The sequence below is a fragment of the Micrococcales bacterium genome, from assembly GCA_009784895.1.
Taxonomy (GTDB): Bacteria; Actinomycetota; Actinomycetes; order Actinomycetales; family WQXJ01; genus WQXJ01.
In genome coordinates, this window is sequence record WQXJ01000024.1 from 1 (window position 1) to 18,751 (window position 18,751).

Here is an 18,751-nt window from a genome sequence, read left to right on the forward strand (position 1 = left end):
GCTGAAGCTCGGTGTCGCCGCAAATTGGGGGGTTGTTAGCCGAGGGGCAGGCTGATTCGGCTTGGCACTTGGTCAGGGTGTTGGTGGTTTTGGTCGGGGTGTTGGTGGACCACTACAGGTATGCCCCAGTCTTGGGCGTTGAGGTGGCAGGCCGGGGTTGCGGCACCGGCCGCGTCGCAGGTCGCAACCCGGGCGGTGACATGTAAGACCCCGTGTCCTGGCGCCAATTCGAGGCGCCGTCGCAACTGGTGGCCCGGGCCACCTCCCTGGATCAGGAGTTCAGGCGGTGAAGCCGACACACTGACCTCGATGGCCGGCCCGGACGCATCATCAAGTCGCCGCCCGGCCGGCACCGTGAAATCGATTTCGAGATCAAGGCCCTGACCGGCGGGCAAGTCCATGGCCGGCCGGCCGGTCGCTTTTTCCAGATGCGGTCGAGCGGACTTGGCCGGCCCGGCGGGTTGGGCCAGGCTGATTGACTTGGCCGGCCCGGCGGGTTGGGCCAGGCTGGTTGGCCTAGCCAGGCTGGCGGGTTGGGCCAGGCTGGTTGGCTCAGCCTGGCTGGCGGGTTGGGCCAGTTTGGTCGGTTTTGCTGGCTGGGCAGGGTTGACCGAGACTGAGGTTTTGACTCTGATAAGTCGGTGGGCGCTGGACTCGACCACAACCACCTCGTCATTGGCCAGCGCTGGATGCAACACAACGTCGCTTGGCTCGGCCAGCCCCGTGGCCAGCGTCCGCAGCCGCTGCTGGTTCGGATCAAAGATGCGGACAGCGCCGTTGAAGGTATCGGCCACGACCACCTGGCCATTCGGCGGCACAGCCAGGCCAAGTGGATGCTGCATCAAGGCGCTGCCAGGTGCGCCATCGGCCAAGCCAAAATCGAATAAACCCGACCCGATGGCCGTGCCCACCTCCAGCTCTTGGTCCAGCCAACGCAAGGCCGAGGTTTCCGAATCAGCAAACCAGCAGCGGCCGTTTGCGGCCATGGCTAGGCCCGATGGCTGGGCCAGCTCCGCCAACAAGGCAGGGCCGTCAATCAAGCCTTCGCCGGAATTGCCAGCCAGAACGCCAACCCGCATCTGAGCTGGGTCGTAGGCCCAAATCTGGTGAACCCCGGCCATGGCGATCAACACCAACCGCCGGGCGGGATCCCAAACAACGTCCCAGGGTGACGACAGCTCTGTCTGATCGGCCCTGCCACCACCCTGACCCAACAGCACTGGCCCAAGACGGCCGCGCCGGGCCGATTGACTACCAGTTCCGGCCAGGGTTGTGACGGCTCCAGTGGCGAGGTTGACACCGCGCAGAGCGTGGTTGGCCGAATCGGCCACCACCACATCACAGCCCAGCCGCGCGGCCAGGCGGGAAGGCAGCCGGCACAACCCATTTGGCTCGCTGAAGCAGGCCTGGCCCGCCGAGCCATCTCGCCATCCACGTTCGCCGGTACCAATTACCCTGGTCAACTCCCCGTCCAAGGTGACTTCGGCGAGGCGGTGATGCCCGGCATCGGACACCAGAAGACTCCCAGACGCCAACGCCACAGCCTTCGAAGGGAAGGACAAAGCGGTGCAATCCGACTCCGGCGGCCGGTATGGCCCGGGGCCAGGGACCAACGAGCCCCTAGATCTGTGCAGGTCAGCCAGATGGGCAAGCCGCTGCGCCAGGGCTTCGCCGTGACCCTCACCGGCCATGTGAGCGACGATGCGACCGTCGGGGTCAATCAGCACCAAAGTGGGCCAAGCTCGGGCCCCATAGGCACGCCAGGTAGCCAGCTCCGGATCGTCAAGAACGGGGTGTTCGACCTGGTAGCGCCGCACGTTGGCAGCCAATGCAGCCGGATTGGCCTCGTGGCTGAATTTGGGAGAGTGGACCCCAATCACCACAAGAACGTCGGCAAAGCTTCGCTCCAGGGTCCGCAACTCGTCAAGCACATGCAGGCAATTGACACAGCAAAACGTCCAGAAATCCAGCAGCACCATCCTGCCGCGCAGATCGCCCAGCTTCAGGGCGCGCCCGCCGGTGCCAAGCCAAGCCCGTCCAGCCAGTTCAGGGGCAATCTCGCCAGGTCTCGCGGGAGCCGCAGGCGGGAGAATCCGGTCGTTCACGCAAGCACAATCTGGTCAAGCCAGTCGGTGATTTCTGTCAAATAGCGCGACCGGATTGGCTCGGGTGACAGTGCCAGGTCATGCGAACCACCTTCTAGCGCCCTGACCTCGATGTTCATCCCCAACCTGGGGGCCAAGCGCCACATTTGGCGCGGGTCGAGGACCGAATCGGTGGTCAGCACTTCGGGGTGATCGTGGCGGTTGTCACCCCGGCGTAGCGATGTCATCACCAAGACCGGGCAGTCGACCGTCAAACCGCGTTTGACCTGTGCCTGCGCTCGCCGGATCGAACTAAACCATTTGGCCGCCACCGGGAATCCATCATGTGGTTTCCAGGCCAGATCGAAGTCCCATTCGCCGCCGGAGTCGACGTGCAAGGCCCGTCCGTAGTAAGCGTGCAGCCCTTTGAACTTGGCTTTTGGAGCCACTTTGGCCAAGACATGAACGAATTCCGTCAGCGCTCTGCGCTGGAACGCACCAGCATTGAAGTCGAGCCAGGGCGAGTCCAAGATCAGCCCGCGCAGCTGGCTTGGTCTGGCCTGCGCCCACAGCGGCCCAATCAAACCGCCTGTTGAATGGCCCAAGAGCACCAGATTCTGGTGGCCCGCCTGGCGGATGACGGCGGCCGCGGCGTCTAGTTCCTCGGCGTAGATGGCGATGTCTGGCACGTAATTTGGAATCTCCTGGTCGTTGCCGCGCCCAATCGACCGCCCGTATCCGCGCAGGTCAACCGCATAGAAAGCGTGGCCATGAGCGGCAATGGCCTTGGCCACATGCGGGTGGAAAAAGTAGTCGACAAAGCCGTGCAGGTACAAAACCGCAGTGGCGGCAGGCCCTTGCCCGACGCCGGCCTCACCGGCTGACGGGTCACTTGCCTTGGAAGGTGGCGGCGTTGGGTCGGTTTCGGCAGCGTTGGCCGGTCCTCGCGGCCCGGTGTATCGCACCATTGTGGCTAAGGCGCCGCCGGGCAGCTCCAGGTCGCACTGTTCAAATCCCTCGCCCAGCAGGTCAGGGCGCCAAGTGGGCTGTGTCTGGGTTGTCACAGCTCCAATCATCTCGCATTTGGCGTTGGGCGCGGCCAGCCTTGCCCGCGGCGACGATTAGCTCAGATCCAAGACTCGGTCACGTCCAGGATGCGTTCGATTGACTCAGGTTCACCCGCCGATATCCGGACACCGTCGCCGGCAAACGATCGAACCGTCGCGCCAGCATTAGCGCAAGCCTCGGCCAGAGGTGTGGCCTGCTCGCCGGCCTCGAGCCAAACGAAGTTGCCGTCCGAGACCGGCACCGCCCAGCCCTGGTCCAGCAAACCCTGGCGAAGCAGCCCGCGCACCTTAGCGATCTGGGCCACCCGCGAGCGCATTTCGTCTTGCCGGTCTAGCGACACCAGCGCCGCCATCTGGGCCACCGCCGAGACGCTGAAAGGCAGCGTGGCCGACCGAATGGCCCGAATCACCTCGCCTGGGCCAATGGCGTAGCCCAGGCGCAGTCCAGCCAGGCCATAAGCCTTCGAGAAAGTTCGGAAAACCACCAGGTTGGGCCAATCTGCCAGCAGTTCCAGCGGTCGCACTGCCTTCGGGTCGTCGACAAACTCGGCGTAGGCCTGGTCAACCGCCACCAATACGTCATCGGGCACTTGGCCCATGAAGGTCACAAAGTCACGGTGCCACACCGACGGTCCAGTCGGGTTGTTGGGTGTGCAAATCATGACCACGCGTGTTGCCGGAGTAATCGCGTTGGCCAGGGCCTTTAGATCCAGCCGCCCGCCGTCGCCAAGCGGTACTGTGACGGACTTGGCCCCACTCAGCCCGGCCAGAATCGGGTAGGCCTCGAAGCTGCGCCAAGGGTAGACAACCTCGCTGCCCTCGCCGCAGTAGGCCAGCATCATGGCGTTCAGGGCGGCCAACGAACCGGGCGCCACCGCAATCTGCGTTGATTCGACACCGTGGAATTGAGCCAGGGCCTTGATTAAGTCGCCGCAGGCCGGATCCGGATATCGATTGAGGTCACTGGCCGCGTCGATCACTGCCGCCAAAACACCCGGTAGGGGCGGGAAAGGCGATTCGTTGGAGGACAGTTTGAAAGCCCCAATCCCAGGCGAAGCCTTTTTGCCCGGAACGTAGACCGGCAAGGTCTCGATACTTGGTCGCAACGGCGGTTTGGACATGCACCAATCGTGCCACGCCCGGCCCCTGGCCGGATTCAGGTGGCGCACGGCGGTTCGCGCCAAACCTCATCGCCGCCGCAGAAGAGGTACATGGACGAACCGCGCTGCCCACGGCGCCCAGTCGACCGGATTTGTGCCAAGATCGAACCGTGGTTCCCTTCGGCTGGCGAATCGTCATCAACGCCTTGGCACTATGGCTAGTCGACGCCCTAATGACCTCAGTCTGGATTGAGAAAGACAGCGACGGCATCATCGCCTCAATTGCCATCTACCTGGTACTGGGTCTGGTCCTGGCTGTCATCAACACGATCGTCAAGCCGATTGCCCACTTCATCGCCTTCCCGCTATACATCCTGACGCTGGGACTATTCGTCCTGGTGACCAACGCCCTGATGCTGGAGTTGGTCAGCTGGCTCAGCCAGAAAATGGGTATTGGCCTGCACGTCGACTCGTTTGGAGCGGCCATTTGGGCAGCCCTGATCCTGGCCATCCTGACGGCCTTGATTTCGATCCCATTCAAGCGACGGGTCGATCCGGGTCAGAGCCAGTACTAGCCGGCGACCAGGTCCAAACACCTAGCCTTTCGCGGTTTCCATCCTCCCAGTCACGGCCTGGCCCACCTGGGTAAACGGACCGGGTGCCGTTGGCGGGGAACTGGAGCCGACCCGTTTTATTTCGAACAGGCGCAGTTCGACCGTGGCCTCCGGGTTCAGCATTGGCGCGGCCGCTGCTTGCCAGTCCCGGATCGAGACATTGCCCGAATTGTCGATCAACGCACCGGTGTCAATGTAGGAGTTGATGCCATGGGAAGTGGTTGGCTGTTTGGCTTTGGCCGCCAGCTCTGGGTCTGAAGCTTTTGTCAGGTCACGAGTCACCGTAACGTGGTTGCGCCTATCCGGGTTTGGACCCTCGTCCAAGGCTGGGATCGGGTCTTGGACGTGCTCCAGGGATAGCACCTTGACACTCGACTTGACTGGAATGCCGGAGACCGGTGAGCCGGCAGTGACAACACCAGAAACCTTGAAAGCCTCGGTGAAGTCGGCATTTGCCGCTAGGGATGCTGCCACCAGTCCACCTTGCGAGTAGCCCACCAGCAGTACCGGCTGGTCCGGTCCAATCCCGGCTTTGCCCATGGCGCCTACCACGGCCAGGCCGGTGGCGCTGACATCGCCGGAAATGGCTCGCAGGTTTGAGGAATTGTCCATGGGATCTGTCCCAGTTCCAAAGGCGCTGGAGCGCATACCTGGCACTAGGACCACCCAGGAGATCGAACCATCTGGCGCCGTAACCCGGCTAACCCCGACGCGGGCAGGTTGTCCCCCGGGCGCGGAGACCTCTTCGATCTGTCTCATCAGGTCTTCGATGCCTCCGTATGGGCTATGCGACCGTCGCCGCAGATCCCTCACCTCTACCGCCAGCCCGTCACCGAACACCGCCGCAATCGAACCAGTGATCAAGCGGGTCAGTCTTTCGGTCGAAAGCGGCCTAGTCAGGATGCCGCCGCTCAGGACAGTTCTGATTGTCGACTGATGCAGTCGCAGGGCCGAGGCCAAGCCGTCGGGGTCTTGCTTGACGTCACACAATGCCAGCCCGGCGGCCTTGGCTTTGAACAGCAACGTGCCAATAAGGGGTCCAAAAGGCAGGGAGCTAACCTTGGCCAAGGCCAGAAAGGCATCACGCCTGGCCTGGGCCATCACGGAAAACTCACGGGCGGCCTGGGCCTCGGCCCTGAGGTAATTGGCTTTGGCCTCCCCAACCAGGCCAATCAACCTGTCCACGGCCTCATACAACGCGCCGCGCAGGTCCATGGCCTCCTCAACAGAGACCACGGCGGTCGCGATAAGCCGCTTAGCCTCGAGGCCGGCCCCGGCAGCGCCGCCGTAGTCGCATAAGACCACATCCCTGGCCTGCTGGGTATCCGCCTGCGCCAAACAGAACAGCCAGCGAGTCAGGACCAGTCCGTCCCTGGCCCGTCCCAACAACTCGGCCAGTTCGCCCATTTCGGTTATGGAGACACGGATTCCACCCTTACCGCCGCGTACCGAAATCTCGTCTGTCATAGGCCATGTCCCGCCGTCCCAGCAGAGCCTGCGGCTAGGGTCTGGACGGCCGCCGCGGCTTGGTTCAGATCGATCATGGCCAGGTCACTTCGGCTCAGCAGCATTGCCGCCCGTCCTGAAAGCCGAACCACGCAATCCGCCATGGCCGCAGCCGCCGGCGACTCCCACTTCGCCGGCCAGACCGCCCTCAGCCGCCAATCAACCTCCTCCACTGATTCCCGAGCCGCCCGCAAATGTGCCGCGGCCCCGGCCAAACTGGCCTCAGCACTGCCCGCATTCATGGCTCAAGTTTGCCTACTAGAACCAAATAGCCGATGGCTAAAGCCTCCGGTCTGTGGACTACCGCCCTGGTGCAAACCTTGAACGATTCGCCCAAGACTGACAACCGCGCCCGAACCGCAGCTGACCTGCCGTAACACCCGCCGTGGGTGCAGACAAGACGCGCTTTACCGGTATTCTTGGGGGACGACATCGGGCAGAACGGCCAACCGGAGGCGGAGTGCGTACCTACACCAAGCGTTTTTCTCCCTCCGAACCCAACTCGCCCGCTCTCGAAGCGGCCGGTTTGCGCTGGCTGGCCGAGGCCACCGACCAGGGCGGTGTCCAGGTGGTGCAGCCCGTCAAGATCCTCGAATCGACGCTGACCTTGGACTATCTACCGACCGTGTCCCCCGCCCCGGGCGCCGCAGAAACCTTTGGCCGCGCCCTCGCCCACACTCACGCCGCCGGGGCCAGCCACTTTGGTGCCCCGCCGCCGCCTTGGAGTGGGCCTGGCGCGATTGGCCTGGCGCCGCTCAGTTTTGTCGCCAGTCCGTCTCCAGGCGATCCGTGGGGCGCCTTTTATCACCGCGAACGCTTGGCGCCTTACGTCGCAGCGGCCACTCGGGTGGCAGCCTTGCCCGATGACGGCCCATCAGTTTTTGCCGCCCTGGGCCAGCGACTGGTGGGCGGCCTATTCGATTCTCCACAGCCAGCGTTGGTCGGTTCGGTGGCTCGAATCCACGGCGATTTGTGGGCCGGAAACGTCATGTGGTCGCCCGCACCAATGCCCGGCGACAAGGCCACATGGACCGGTGCCTGCTTAATCGATCCGGCTGCCCATGGCGGCCACGCCGAGACTGATCTCGCCATGCTGGCCCTATTTGGCGCACCAGGCCTGCCCAGCATTTTGGCAGCCTACAACGAGGTCTCCGCGCTGGCGGATGGCTATCAGGATCGCGTCGGCTTGCACCAACTACATCCATTGCTCGTTCACGCCTGTCTGTTCGGAGCTAGTTATGGCGACCGTGCGGTAGCCCGAGCGCGCCAGTATCTCTAGCGCAGCCGCTAAACAAAAGCTCGGTCTCGCTGCCAAGGGTGGGGCCGGCCAACCCACTTCGCGGCGACACTGAGGTTTGGCGCACAGGCACTCAACCCAAGCTCGGTCTCGCTGCCAAGGGTGGGGCCGGCCAACCCACTTCGCGGCGACACCGAGGTTTGGCGCACAGGCACTCAACCCAAGCTCGGTCTCGCCACAAGAAAGGCAGGGTGTGCGCAAGCTCGGTCTCGCCACAAGAAAGGCAGGGTGTGCGCAAGCTCGGTGTCGCTGAATGGGGGATGGTGCAGAAGCTCGGTCTCGCCACAAGAAAGGCAGGGTGTGCGCAAGCTCGGTGTCGCTGCGAAGGGCGCCGAAATGGGCCTGAGCGGGAGTTGCCTAAGTACACAATGCCAAACCTGAATTGCGCCACTAAGCTCAATCTGTATGACCTCAGCTTTCGAGGACCGAGGTGGGTCGGCGTTTCCTCCGGCCCAGCCGGCGCCTGACCAGCCACCCGCCCCTCAGCCAACGGCGCAAGGCACCGGATCGGCAGGTGTGTGGGACGACCCGATTGCCGCCGCCAAACCAGAGGCTCCGGGTGGAAACACCGGGAGCTGGTGGGCAACGCCTGTAACTGATACGGGCCCGGCGCCGGCGCCACCCGAACCAGCCCCGACACCTGACCAGGTGCCAGCTAGGCGATCAGTCGGCCCGTTCGCTCCGCATATCCCGGACCAAGCCCCCACCGCCACCCAGGCCTTTCCCCCCCGCGCCAACGAGGCCGCCGCGCCGCCCTTCCCGGTTTTCCCGCCAACCGCCGAGTCCGGGCGGACCACCGAAACGCCGGTCGCTGCCATGGGCCCGCCGGCACAGGTCCAGGCACCTTGGCCAGCCCCACTTTCGGGTGCCGACCAGCCAATTTTCACCGGCAGGCCAGCCGAGCCGGTGCTCAGCCGGCCAGCTGAGCCAGAGATCCTAAAGCCCGCAGAGCCTTTCCCCGGACCGGTAGTTGACCCGCCCCTGGAGCCATTCCCCGGGCCGGTAGTTGACCCACCCTTGGAGCCATTCCCCGGACCAACCGCCACTGTGACGGCACCGGCCGCACCGATTCTGCCCGACCCGGACGTCACCTCAGTCGAAGACGAAGCAGTCTGGGCCACGGCCCCGGCCGAACCGGTGGTCCTTGACACCGCCGAGGCCACCGAGGTCACCAGCCCGCCATTCGGCGCCAATGACCAAGCCGCAGCGGACGCGGCCTACACCGTCGGTCCAGCCCAGGGCGTGACCGCAGCCGGGCCCCAACCCTTACCTGCGCCTGAAGACTTCGCTGAGCCTGCGCTCGCAGCGGCAGCCGAGTCCGTGGGCGAGCCGGAACTCGAGGTTCCGGCCAAACCGGAACCAGAAGCCAGACCAGTTACTCCCGCCCCCCAGCCCAAGGCCAGGGTAGATGAGGCACCGGCTGTAGCGCCGGCATCGGGCGCAACGCGATCAAACCCCTGGATCGGCTTGCTCTGGGTGGTAGCCGGGGTAGCGCTGGCAGTTGGCATGCCGTTGGGTTACTTCGCCTCCGATTTCCTGGCCTACCTGGGTAACGTGGTGGCCTCACTAGGGTCATTGGCGGTGGTCGGGGCGCTGGTGTTGGCCGGGCTTGACCGCCGGCTACGCGATCGGTGACCGGCCGGCGGATTTGCATGGGGCCAGGCCCTAGGCGCTAGAGTGGCACCCATGACTACACCTGACCAGCCACAGTATTCCCAGCAGCCGCCGCAGCCCGCCGCCTATGGCTACCAGCCGCCGGCGCAGGCACCCCAGCCCTATGGCGTGGCGCCAGCTCATCGCCCGGCCAGCGGCGGCGGTTTCTCGATGTCCGGGGGCCTTTGGTCGACTATTGGGTTGGGCGCAGGCGGCCTGTTCTTCGTGATCGGCCTGATCTTGGTGATGGCGACCGACTCCTACCGGCCATCGACGCTGGGCAACCACTTCTTCAGTGCCGGCCTGACGATTCTGGGCCTGGTCATCCTGGGCGAGATCATCGCCAGCGCCATCAAGTCAAAGAAGTAGGCCTGGGTTCACCCCGTCACCCAGGGAAACTAGTGCGGTGGTCCAGAACCTTGCCAACCTAGAACCCCGTCCAGCCCTCGGCCCGCTGGACGGGCGTTACGCGCCAGTTGTGGCGCCGCTGGTCGACTATTTCTCCGAGCCGGCGCTTGGTCGAATGCGCCTGCATGTTGAGGTCGAATGGCTAATCCACCTGCTGAGCGAGTCAGCCCTGCCCGGCGCGCCTATTCCAAACCAGGCTGAGTGCGACTACCTGCGTTCGATTGTCTCCAGTTTCGGTGGACCACAAATCGAAGAGCTGGCGGCGATTGAGCGCTACACCGCTCATGACGTCAAAGCGGTCGAGTACTTCTTGCAGCGGCGGCTGCGCGAAGCGGCCGACTTCTTTGATGGTGAAACCTGCCTGACCGAATTGGAGCCGGCCCTGCATTTCGGTTGCACCTCGGAAGACATCAATTCGTTGAGTTACGCCCTGCTGGTAATGGGGGCGATGGAGCGGATCTGGCTGCCGGCGGCGACTTCACTGTGCGACCAGTTGGCCGCCCTGGCGCAAGACCACGCCGGGCTAGCGATGCTTAGCCGGACGCACGGCCAGGCGGCCACACCCACAACTCTGGGCAAGGAACTGGCGGTGACGGTCCACCGGCTGCGGCGCCAGCTCGACCGAATTAGGGCTGATGAGTATTTGGGCAAGTTCAACGGCGCCACCGGAACCTACGGCGCCCATGTGGTGGCGGCACCCGGCACCGATTGGATTGCCTTGTCCCGCTCTTTTGTCGAAAAGCTGGGCCTGACCTGGAATCCCCTGACCACGCAAATCGAATCGCACGACTGGCAGTCCGAGCTTTATGCCGATGTGGCCCGGTTTGGCCGGATCGCTCACAACTTGGCCACCGACATTTGGACCTACATTTCGCTGGGCTATTTTGCCCAAGTCCGCGGTCAGGGCACGGTCGGGTCTTCGACCATGCCGCATAAGGTCAACCCGATCCGCTTCGAGAACGCCGAGGCAAACTTAGAGATCAGCGGTGCGTTACTCGACACCCTGAGTGCCACCTTGGTCACCTCCCGGCTGCAACGCGACTTGACCGATTCGACCACCCAGCGCAATATTGGCGTGGCCTTGGGGCATTCGCTGCTGGCGCTCGACAACCTAAGCCGCGGCCTGGCTGGCCTCGATGCCAACGCCGCAGCCATGGCGGCTGACCTTGAGGCCAACCCCGAAGTCCTAGCCGAGCCGATCCAATCAGTCATGCGGGCAGCCGCCCTGGCCGGAGTGACCGGCCTGGGCGATCCTTACGAACGGCTCAAGGAGCTGACCCGCGGGCAGCGTGTGACGCAGGCCCAGTTCACCGAGTTTGTCGGCAGCCTAGGTCTCCCGCCCGATGACGAGGCTCGCCTGCGCGCGCTCACACCCGCCTCCTATACCGGGCTGGCAGAGGAGCTGGTTCGCCGCTACATGACGGAGTCTGGCTAGGCCGAGCCGGTACCCTCACGCTCGACTGTGGCGCGACCAGCTTCGAGCCGGGCCACCGGCACGCGGAACGGCGAGCAGCTGACGTAGTCCAGGCCCACTTTGTTGAAGAAGTGGATCGACACCGGGTCGCCACCGTGTTCACCGCAAACACCAAGCTTGATGTCCGGCCGGGTTTGGCGCCCCAGTTCGACAGCCTGCTCCACCAGCGCGCCGACCCCGTCCTCGTCAATCGTCTCGAACGGTGAAACCGAGAAAACGCCGGCTTCAATGTAGTCGGCAAAGAAGGCGCCTTCTACGTCATCGCGCGAGAAGCCCCAGGTGGTCTGGGTCAGGTCGTTGGTGCCGAAACTGAAGAACTCGGCCGCCCGGGCGATCTGGTTGGCGGTTAGAGCGGCCCTGGGCAGCTCGATCATGCAGCCAATTGGGATGTCCAGCTCGACCCCGCTGGCCGCCGCCACCTCGGCAATGATCTGTTCGGCTTGTCCGCGCACCAGGTCTTGTTCGACCACTGATCCAATTAGCGGCACCATCACCTCGGGCTTGGGATCCTTGCCCTCGCCCACCAGCTGGGCTGTCGCCTCGGCGATGGCCCTGACCTGCAGTGCGAACAGACCGTCAACGACGATGCCAAGGCGCACGCCGCGCAGGCCAAGCATTGGGTTGGCTTCATGCATCCGGTTGACCGCTGCCAGTAGTTCGACATCGGCCTGGTCTGCCTGGCCATTGACCTCAGCCTTGGCCACACGGATCGACAATTCGGTTAGGTCGGGTAGGAACTCGTGCAACGGTGGATCGATAAGGCGCACCGTGGTCGGAAGGCCATCGAGGGCCGTGAACAGCTCGACAAAGTCCTGACGCTGCATTGGCAGCAAAGCGGCTAGTGCCTCGGCCTTGGCCGCATCATCTTTGGCCAGGATCAAGCGTTCGATCAGGACCCGGCGGTCGCCCAGGAACTGGTGCTCGGTGCGGCACAGACCCACACCTTGAGCCCCGAAACGCCTGGCGCGGGCGGCGTCTTCGCCGTTGTCGGCGTTGGCCCGGACTTTCAGACGACGGACCGAATCGGCGTGGCGGATGATCCGGTCAACCGCGTTGACCAACTCAGCGGCATCGGCATCGGCCCCTATCTGAGCCAAGGTCGCCTCGAGGCCATCTTCGAGGTACTGCACCACGATCGATGGCACCACTGGCACCTGGCCCAGGAAAACCTCGCCGGATGTGCCGTCAATGGCGATGACTTCGCCTTCGCTGACGGTTGTGCCAGCCACTTTGAAGCATCGCGCGGCCGGATCGACCTCAATTGCCTCGGCCCCGGTGACACAGGTGGTGCCCATGCCGCGGGCCACCACGGCGGCGTGTGAGGTTTTGCCGCCGCGGGAGGTCAAGATCCCGACCGATGCGATCATGCCGCCCAGGTCGTCTGGATTGGTCTCACGCCGCACCAAAATGACCTGCTTGCCCTGGGCCGCCCACTCGATAGCGGTGTCCGGATCGAAGACGGCCTGACCCACAGCCGCGCCCGGCGAGGCCGCCATGGCCTTGGCCAGCAGCTGCTTGGGTGCGTTCTTGTCGAACTGGGGGAACATTAGGTTGGCCAGCTGTGCCCCGGTGACCCGGTCAAGGGCAATGTCCATCGACACCAAACCCTCGTCGACCAGCTGTATGGCGATCTTGAAGGCCGCCGCCGCGGTCCGCTTGCCCACGCGGGTTTGCAGCATCCAGAGCTTGCCGCGCTCTACCGTGAATTCGATGTCGCAGAGGTCACGGTAGTGACGCTCCAAGGTTTCCATAATGTGCATCAACTCGTCGTAAGAGGCCTTGTCGAGCCGGGCCAGATCATCCAGCGACAGCGTGTTGCGGATGCCAGCGACAACGTCTTCGCCCTGGGCGTTGGGCAGGTAGTCGCCGTAAGCCCCAGGGTGCCCGGTTGCCGGGTCGCGCGTGAAAGCCACGCCGGTGCCGGACCCTTCGGCCAGGTTGCCAAAAACCATGGTCTGAACGTTGACGGCGGTGCCGAGTTCATCGCTAATCTGCTCACGCCGGCGGTATAACCGCGCTCGTTCGGTGTTCCATGAATTGAAAACGGCCACAATGGCGTGATCAAGCTGCTGGCGTGGGTCTTGTGGGAAGGGCTGACCGGTGGCGTCAAGCACAATCTGCTTGAACTGGTCGACCAACTCGCGCAGGTCGTTGGCCGTCAAGTCGACGTCAGAAGCCGCTCCAACCTGGGCTTTCTTGGCATCAAGGGCATCGGCAAAGAGGTCGCCGTCCATGCCCAGGACGGTCTTGCCGAACATCTGGATGAGGCGGCGGTAGGAGTCCCAAGCAAAACGCTCGTCGCCGGCGAAGGCCGCTAGGCCCTGGACCGAAACGTCGTTCAGCCCCACATTCAAAACGGTTTCCATCATCCCGGGCATGGAGAATTTCGCGCCCGAGCGCACCGACACAAGCAGAGGTTCACTAGCGCCACCAACTGTGCGGCCAAAACGTTCTTCGAGTTGCCCGATGGCGGTCGCGACCTGGCCATTTAGCTCGCCGGGGACTTCGCCATGGTGCATGTAGTAACGACAAGCTTCTGTGCTAACAGTGAAACCCGGTGGCACAGGCAGGCCTAGACCGGTCATTTCGCCCAAGTTGGCGCCCTTACCTCCCAACAGGTCCTTGTCGTCTTTGCCTGATTCTGTGAAGTTGTAAACGTATTTGGGCACGTCAGTGATCTCCTTGGACGATTTGAGCCGGGCTCTGGCCCTGGCCACATGCAATCCTAGACCCACCATTGGCCCAAAAATCCGGCCGTCTGGCCCGTGCCCAAGCTCGGTGTCGCTGCAAAGGGGCAGGTTGGGCCACAAATTGTGGCGAGACCGAGGTTTTGCCGGTTGGGGTGTGTGCCCAAGCTCGGTCTCGCTGCGAAGGGGCTGGTTGGGTTACCAATTTGCGGCGAGACCGAGGTTCTGCCGGTTGCGGTGTGTGCCCAAGCTCGGTCTCGCTGCGAATAGGCAGGTTGGACCACAAATTGCGGCGAGACCGAGGTTTTGCCGGTTGCGGTGTGTGCCCAAGCTCGGTGTCGCCGCAAAGGGGGCTGAGCTGGATCTGTGCTGAAGCTCGGTGTCGCCGCAAAGGGGCTGGTTGGGTTACCAATTTGCGGCGAGACCGAGGTTTTGCCGGTTTCGGTTTGTTAGGGTCGTGGCCATGGCGAACGCGGCGAAGGTGCCACTGATAACACTCAACAATGGCGTCACCATCCCCCAGTTGGGCTTCGGCACCTACAAGATCGACCCCGACCAGACCGAACGTGCCGTGACGCAGGCGCTGGAGCTGGGCTACAGGCACGTCGACACGGCCAAGCTCTACTACAACGAGGCCCCAGTAGGCCGGGCGGTGAAGAACTCCGGCCTTGATCGCTCCGAAGTATTTGTCACCACCAAGCTCTGGAATGACCAACATGGTGACGCCGCGACGGCTTTCAACCAGTCACTCGACCGGTTGGGCCTGGACTACGTTGACCTCTACCTGATCCACTGGCCAGCCCCGGCCCAGGGCCTGTACATCCAGGCCTGGCGGACAATGGAACAGATCGTCGCCTCGGGAATGGCCAGAGCAATTGGCGTCTGCAACTTCCTCGGCCAGCAGCTTGGGCGCCTGATTGATCAGACCGACACCATCCCAGCCGTCAACCAGATCGAGCTCCATCCCAACCTTCAACAACGCCAGGCGGCGGAGTTTTCGCGCCGCCACGGCACCATTGTTGAGGCCTGGGGGCCGCTGGGCCACGGCAAGGGCCTGATCCTGGACCACCCAGTGGTCAAGTCGCTGGCCGCCGCCACCGGCCAAACACCGGCCCAGGTGCTGCTGCGCTGGCAGATCCAGCAAGGCAACATCGTCATTCCCAAAACGGTTCACCCCCAGCGCATGACCGAAAACCTGGACGTGTTCGACTTTGAACTGACCACCGACCAGATGGCCGCATTGACCGCGCTTGAAGACGGCACCCGCCTGGGCCCCGACCCGGAGACCTTTGGCTAGCCAAGAAACCAGGTAGGGAACAGGCTCTGCCAGGGGGTTTGCGCGGTCTTCTGACCTACGCCAATGCGGCCAACCAGCCCACTGTCACCAGGTGAGCTGGCGTTGGCATACCGTTCTATTCGGTAAAGGCCTTGGGTAGCGTCTGGTTCCAGGCTTGGTCAAGCTCTTCAAGCAGGATGGTGAACTGGCCTTCAATCTCCAGTGCCGGTGGAGCCTCAATTCCGCCGTCACGCAGCCACTGCTTTTCGCCAGTTTCCGGATCAGGAAAGACATTGCCGGTTAGGCCCAAGAAGGTGATAGGCAGGCCCTTTGACACAGCCAGGTTCCAAAAGGCGGCGTCGTCTTCGCCCACCCGCACGGCCACAATGGCCCGGGCCTGGGACTCAGAGAACAAAGCCGTGAAAGCGTCGACCTCGAACATGACATTGAGTCCCTCCAAGTCGACCTGCGCACCAACCCCCCACCTGAGGCAAGCCTCGCTCAGGGCCTGGGCCAGGCCGGCATCGGACAAATCATGCGCCGCCTGCAGCAAGCCCCTTTCCGCAGCCTCGACCAGGACCTCTGCCAGGGCACGCTCAGCCGCCAGATCGACCCGTGGCGGTCGCCCACCGAGGTGGCCGTGGGTTACATCGGCCCAGGCCGAGCCGCCAAACTCCGCGGCCGTGGTGCCCAGCTGGTAAATGGCCAGCTCGCCCTCGCGCCAACCGCTGGGCACCGCCTTGGCCACGTCTTGGATCACGCCCAACACACCCACCACCGGCGTGGGATGGACAGCGGAATCAATCAACCCAACCTGGCCGGTTTCGTTATAGAACGAGACGTTGCCACCGGTCACCGGCACCTCGAGGGTTTGGCAGGCATCGGCCAGTCCCTCGATCGCTTTGACCAGCTGCCACATGGAAGCCGGCGATTCCGGTGAACCGAAGTTGAGGCAGTCGGTCACGGCCAACGGCTTGGCGCCGGTGCTGGCGACGTTGCGGTAGGCCTCGGCCAGGGCTTGCTGGGCCCCGGCGTAGGGGTCGAGTTTGGTGTAGCGGCCATTGGCATCGCTGGACAGGGCCACGCCCAAACCAGTGGCCGGATCGATCCTGAGCACACCGGCATCGTCCGGCATGGCCATGGCGGTGTTGCCTTGGACAAAGCGGTCATATTGATTGGTCACCCAAGCCTTGGAGCACTGGTTGGGGCTGGCCACAACCCGCAGCAAGGTGGCGCGCAGTTCCTCCGGCGTTTGCGGCCGGGACAGGTGGTCGGGGCTGTTGGCCACCAGCGCGTCCTGCCAATCGGGCCGGGCGTAGGGCCGGTCGTATTCGGGTCCTTGTTTGGCCACTGTGCAGGGGTCAACCTCAACCACACGCTGGCCGCGGTAGTCGACAACCAGCTGATCGCCGGCGATGACCTCACCAATGACCGAAACCTCAACATCCCATTTGGCTGCCACCTGGTGAAAAGCCGGCAAATTGTCCGGCCGGACCACCGCCAGCATGCGCTCTTGGGATTCCGACATCAAGATCTCTTCCGGCGTCAGGGTCGGGTCGCGCAGCAGCACCTTGTCCAGGTCGACATACATGCCACCATCTCCGGAGGCGGCCAGCTCTGAGGTGGCGCAGCTCAGCCCGGCCGCGCCAAAGTCACTGATACCTTCGACCAAACCGGACTGGAAAAGCTCCAAACAGGCTTCGATTAGGACTTTTTCTTGGAATGGATCGCCCACCTGAACCGACGGCCGCTTCGAGGGACCGTCCGCCTCGAAAGTCTCGCTGGCCAGAACCGAGGCGCCGCCAATGCCATCGCCGCCAGTGCGGGCGCCAAACATGATGATCAGGTTGCCCAGGCCCGAGGCATTGGCCCGGTGGATCTGGTCATGCCGCATGACACCAACACACAGGGCGTTGACCAGTGGGTTTCCCTGATAGGACGAGTCAAAGACGGTTTCGCCGCCAATGTTGGGCAGGCCCAGGCAGTTGCCGTAGCCGCCAATTCCGGCCACCACGCCGTGAACGACGCGAGCCGTGTCGGGGTGGTCAATGGCGCCAAAACGCAGTTGGTCCATCACCGCAATTGGCCGCGCCCCCATGGCGATGATGTCGCGCACAATTCCGCCCACCCCAGTGGCGGCACCTTGATAAGGCTCGATGAAGCTGGGGTGGTTATGCGATTCGACCTTGAAGGTCACCGCCCAGCCGTCGCCAATGTCAACCACACCGGCGTTTTCCCCAATGCCGACCAGCAAGTGGCGTTTCATCGCTTCGCTGGTTTTGGCGCCAAATTGGCGCTTGATGTGGAGTTTTGAGGACTTGTACGAACAGTGTTCGGACCACATAACCGAATACATCGCCAGCTCGGAGGAGGTGGGACGGCGCCCTAGGATCTGCTTGATCTGCTCGTATTCGTCTTGTTTGAGACCCAACTCGGCCCAGGGCTGCGCCACCTGGTCGCTGGCGGCGGCCCGCTCAACGGTGTCTATCCTGGCGGCCGCTCCTGCGCTCGCCCCACCCAAATCGAGGCCCGGGTCCTCAGGGCCAGTTCCGGCACGGGACATCACGAACCAACTCCCGCCAGGTGACCTACCAGTGAGGCGAAGAAGCCCAAGCCATCAACTCCGGCCCGCATCTGGTTTGGCGAATCGGGGCCAAAACCCACTTCGACGGCGTGTTCGGGATGCGGCATTAGGCCAACCACGTTGCCGGCGGCGTTGGTGATGCCGGCAATACCGCGGGCCGAGCCGTTGGGATTGGCCCCGGCGTAACGGAAAACGACCTGGCCGCTGGCCTCCAACTGGTCCAAAGTGGCCGCGGCGGCAGTGAACTGGCCGTCCTGGTTTTTGATCGGTATAACGATTTCTTGACCCGGCGCGAAGGCGTTAGTCCAGGCCGTGGAGTTGTTTTCGACCTTTAGCGGCTGGTCGAGGCAAACAAACCGACGGTGGTCGTTTTTCACCATGGCGCCGGGTAACAGATGGGATTCGGTCAGCAGTTGGAAGCCGTTGCAGATGCCCAGCACCGGCATTCCAGCCTTGGCCTGATCAACTACGGCGGACATAACCGGAGCGAAACGGGCAATTGCCCCAGCCCGCAGATAGTCGCCGTAACTGAAGCCACCCGGCAAAACCACGGCGTCCACCTGGTGCAGGCTCGGGTCAGCGTGCCACAGGGCCACGCCCTCCATCCCGGCCAAGCCAATGGCGCGCAGGGCGTCGCGGTCGTCAAGGGTGCCGGGAAAAGTCACCACCCCGACATGGATCATTTGGCCGCGTCCACGTTGACGGCGACCACGTCTTCGATCACCGGATTGGACAGCAAAGTGGAGGCGGCCTGGCGGGCGGCTTCGACAATCGCCTCGGTGGCCGGTCCGTCGACCTCCAATTCGAACCGCTTGCCCTGCCGCACCGACGTGAACTGGTCAAATCCCAGTCTGGGCAGGGCCGCCGCGACGGCTTTGCCCTGGGGGTCCAAGAGCTCCGGTTTGGGCATCACATCGACAATCACGCGGGCCATTTGTTCGCTTTCCTTGAGGTGGACTTCACCGCGCAAAAGCCTACCGGCGGCGGCCTTGGGTCTTGTT

15 protein-coding genes are annotated in these 18,751 nt (G+C 63.6%); 6 read left to right on the plus strand and 9 right to left on the minus strand.

Annotated elements, in window-relative coordinates; genetic code table 11:
* Positions 1-35 precede the first annotated feature (35 nt).
* The 3 genes from FWD29_05720 to FWD29_05730 form a co-directional block, all read right to left on the minus strand.
* Positions 36-2,105 carry a redoxin domain-containing protein gene (locus FWD29_05720; protein ID MCL2803436.1) on the minus strand — a complete coding sequence of 690 codons (2,070 nt, stop codon included), beginning with the start codon at positions 2,103-2,105 and terminating at the stop codon, positions 36-38.
* Positions 2,102-3,148: an alpha/beta hydrolase gene (locus FWD29_05725; GenBank protein MCL2803437.1), complete on the minus strand. Its 1,047-nt coding sequence runs from the start codon at positions 3,146-3,148 to the stop codon at positions 2,102-2,104. Before FWD29_05725 ends, FWD29_05720 begins: the two co-directional genes overlap by 4 nt.
* 62 nt (positions 3,149-3,210) lie before the next feature.
* Positions 3,211-4,272 carry a histidinol-phosphate transaminase gene (locus FWD29_05730; protein ID MCL2803438.1) on the minus strand — a complete coding sequence of 354 codons (1,062 nt, stop codon included), beginning with the start codon at positions 4,270-4,272 and terminating at the stop codon, positions 3,211-3,213.
* Between the two features lie 131 nt (positions 4,273-4,403).
* Here FWD29_05730 and FWD29_05735 point away from each other — a divergent pair, with 131 nt between their 5' ends.
* Positions 4,404-4,826: a phage holin family protein gene (locus tag FWD29_05735; GenBank protein MCL2803439.1), complete on the plus strand. Its 423-nt coding sequence runs from the start codon at positions 4,404-4,406 to the stop codon at positions 4,824-4,826.
* Positions 4,827-4,847: 21 nt separating this feature from the next.
* Here FWD29_05735 and FWD29_05740 read toward each other — a convergent pair whose 3' ends face one another.
* On the minus strand, positions 4,848-6,332 hold the full coding sequence (locus FWD29_05740; protein ID MCL2803440.1) for a hypothetical protein: 1,485 nt from the start codon (positions 6,330-6,332) through the stop codon (positions 4,848-4,850).
* A complete protein-coding gene (locus FWD29_05745; GenBank protein ID MCL2803441.1) occupies positions 6,329-6,613 on the minus strand; it encodes a hypothetical protein in 285 nt (94 codons plus the stop codon). The genes FWD29_05740 and FWD29_05745 overlap by 4 nt, the downstream gene beginning before the upstream one ends.
* Before the next feature lie 218 nt (positions 6,614-6,831).
* Here FWD29_05745 and FWD29_05750 point away from each other — a divergent pair, with 218 nt between their 5' ends.
* The 4 genes from FWD29_05750 to purB all read left to right on the plus strand — a co-directional run bounded on the left by FWD29_05750 (position 6,832) and on the right by purB (position 11,164).
* Positions 6,832-7,650, plus strand: coding sequence for a fructosamine kinase family protein (locus FWD29_05750; GenBank protein MCL2803442.1), 819 nt, complete (start codon positions 6,832-6,834; stop codon positions 7,648-7,650).
* A gap of 534 nt (positions 7,651-8,184) precedes the next feature.
* On the plus strand, positions 8,185-9,303 hold the full coding sequence (locus FWD29_05755; GenBank protein ID MCL2803443.1) for a hypothetical protein: 1,119 nt from the start codon (positions 8,185-8,187) through the stop codon (positions 9,301-9,303).
* 51 nt (positions 9,304-9,354) lie between these two features.
* On the plus strand, positions 9,355-9,690 hold the full coding sequence (locus FWD29_05760; protein MCL2803444.1) for a hypothetical protein: 336 nt from the start codon (positions 9,355-9,357) through the stop codon (positions 9,688-9,690).
* A 37-nt stretch (positions 9,691-9,727) separates the two neighbouring features.
* A complete protein-coding gene (gene purB, locus FWD29_05765) occupies positions 9,728-11,164 on the plus strand; it encodes an adenylosuccinate lyase (GenBank protein MCL2803445.1) in 1,437 nt (478 codons plus the stop codon).
* On the opposite strand, the gene ppdK is transcribed toward purB, so the two are convergent.
* Positions 11,161-13,872, minus strand: a complete 2,712-nt coding sequence (gene ppdK, locus FWD29_05770; protein ID MCL2803446.1) for a pyruvate, phosphate dikinase — start codon at positions 13,870-13,872, stop codon at positions 11,161-11,163. The two genes, purB and ppdK, sit on opposite strands and share 4 nt — an antisense overlap.
* A 481-nt stretch (positions 13,873-14,353) precedes the next feature.
* Between ppdK and FWD29_05775 the strand changes: the two genes are divergently transcribed.
* Positions 14,354-15,187 carry an aldo/keto reductase gene (locus FWD29_05775; protein MCL2803447.1) on the plus strand — a complete coding sequence of 278 codons (834 nt, stop codon included), beginning with the start codon at positions 14,354-14,356 and terminating at the stop codon, positions 15,185-15,187.
* Between the two features lie 115 nt (positions 15,188-15,302).
* Here the strand turns inward: FWD29_05775 and purL are convergent, their stop codons facing one another.
* The 3 genes from purL to purS are packed head-to-tail and all read right to left on the minus strand — an operon-like array spanning position 15,303 to position 18,684.
* Positions 15,303-17,729: a phosphoribosylformylglycinamidine synthase subunit PurL gene (purL, locus tag FWD29_05780; protein ID MCL2803448.1), complete on the minus strand. Its 2,427-nt coding sequence runs from the start codon at positions 17,727-17,729 to the stop codon at positions 15,303-15,305.
* Entirely contained in the window at positions 17,729-18,433 is a 705-nt protein-coding gene (gene purQ, locus FWD29_05785; protein ID MCL2803449.1) for a phosphoribosylformylglycinamidine synthase subunit PurQ, read from the minus strand. Before purQ ends, purL begins: the two co-directional genes overlap by 1 nt.
* Positions 18,430-18,684, minus strand: coding sequence for a phosphoribosylformylglycinamidine synthase subunit PurS (gene purS, locus FWD29_05790; protein MCL2803450.1), 255 nt, complete (start codon positions 18,682-18,684; stop codon positions 18,430-18,432). Before purS ends, purQ begins: the two co-directional genes overlap by 4 nt.
* Between the last annotated feature and the right edge of the window lie 67 nt (positions 18,685-18,751).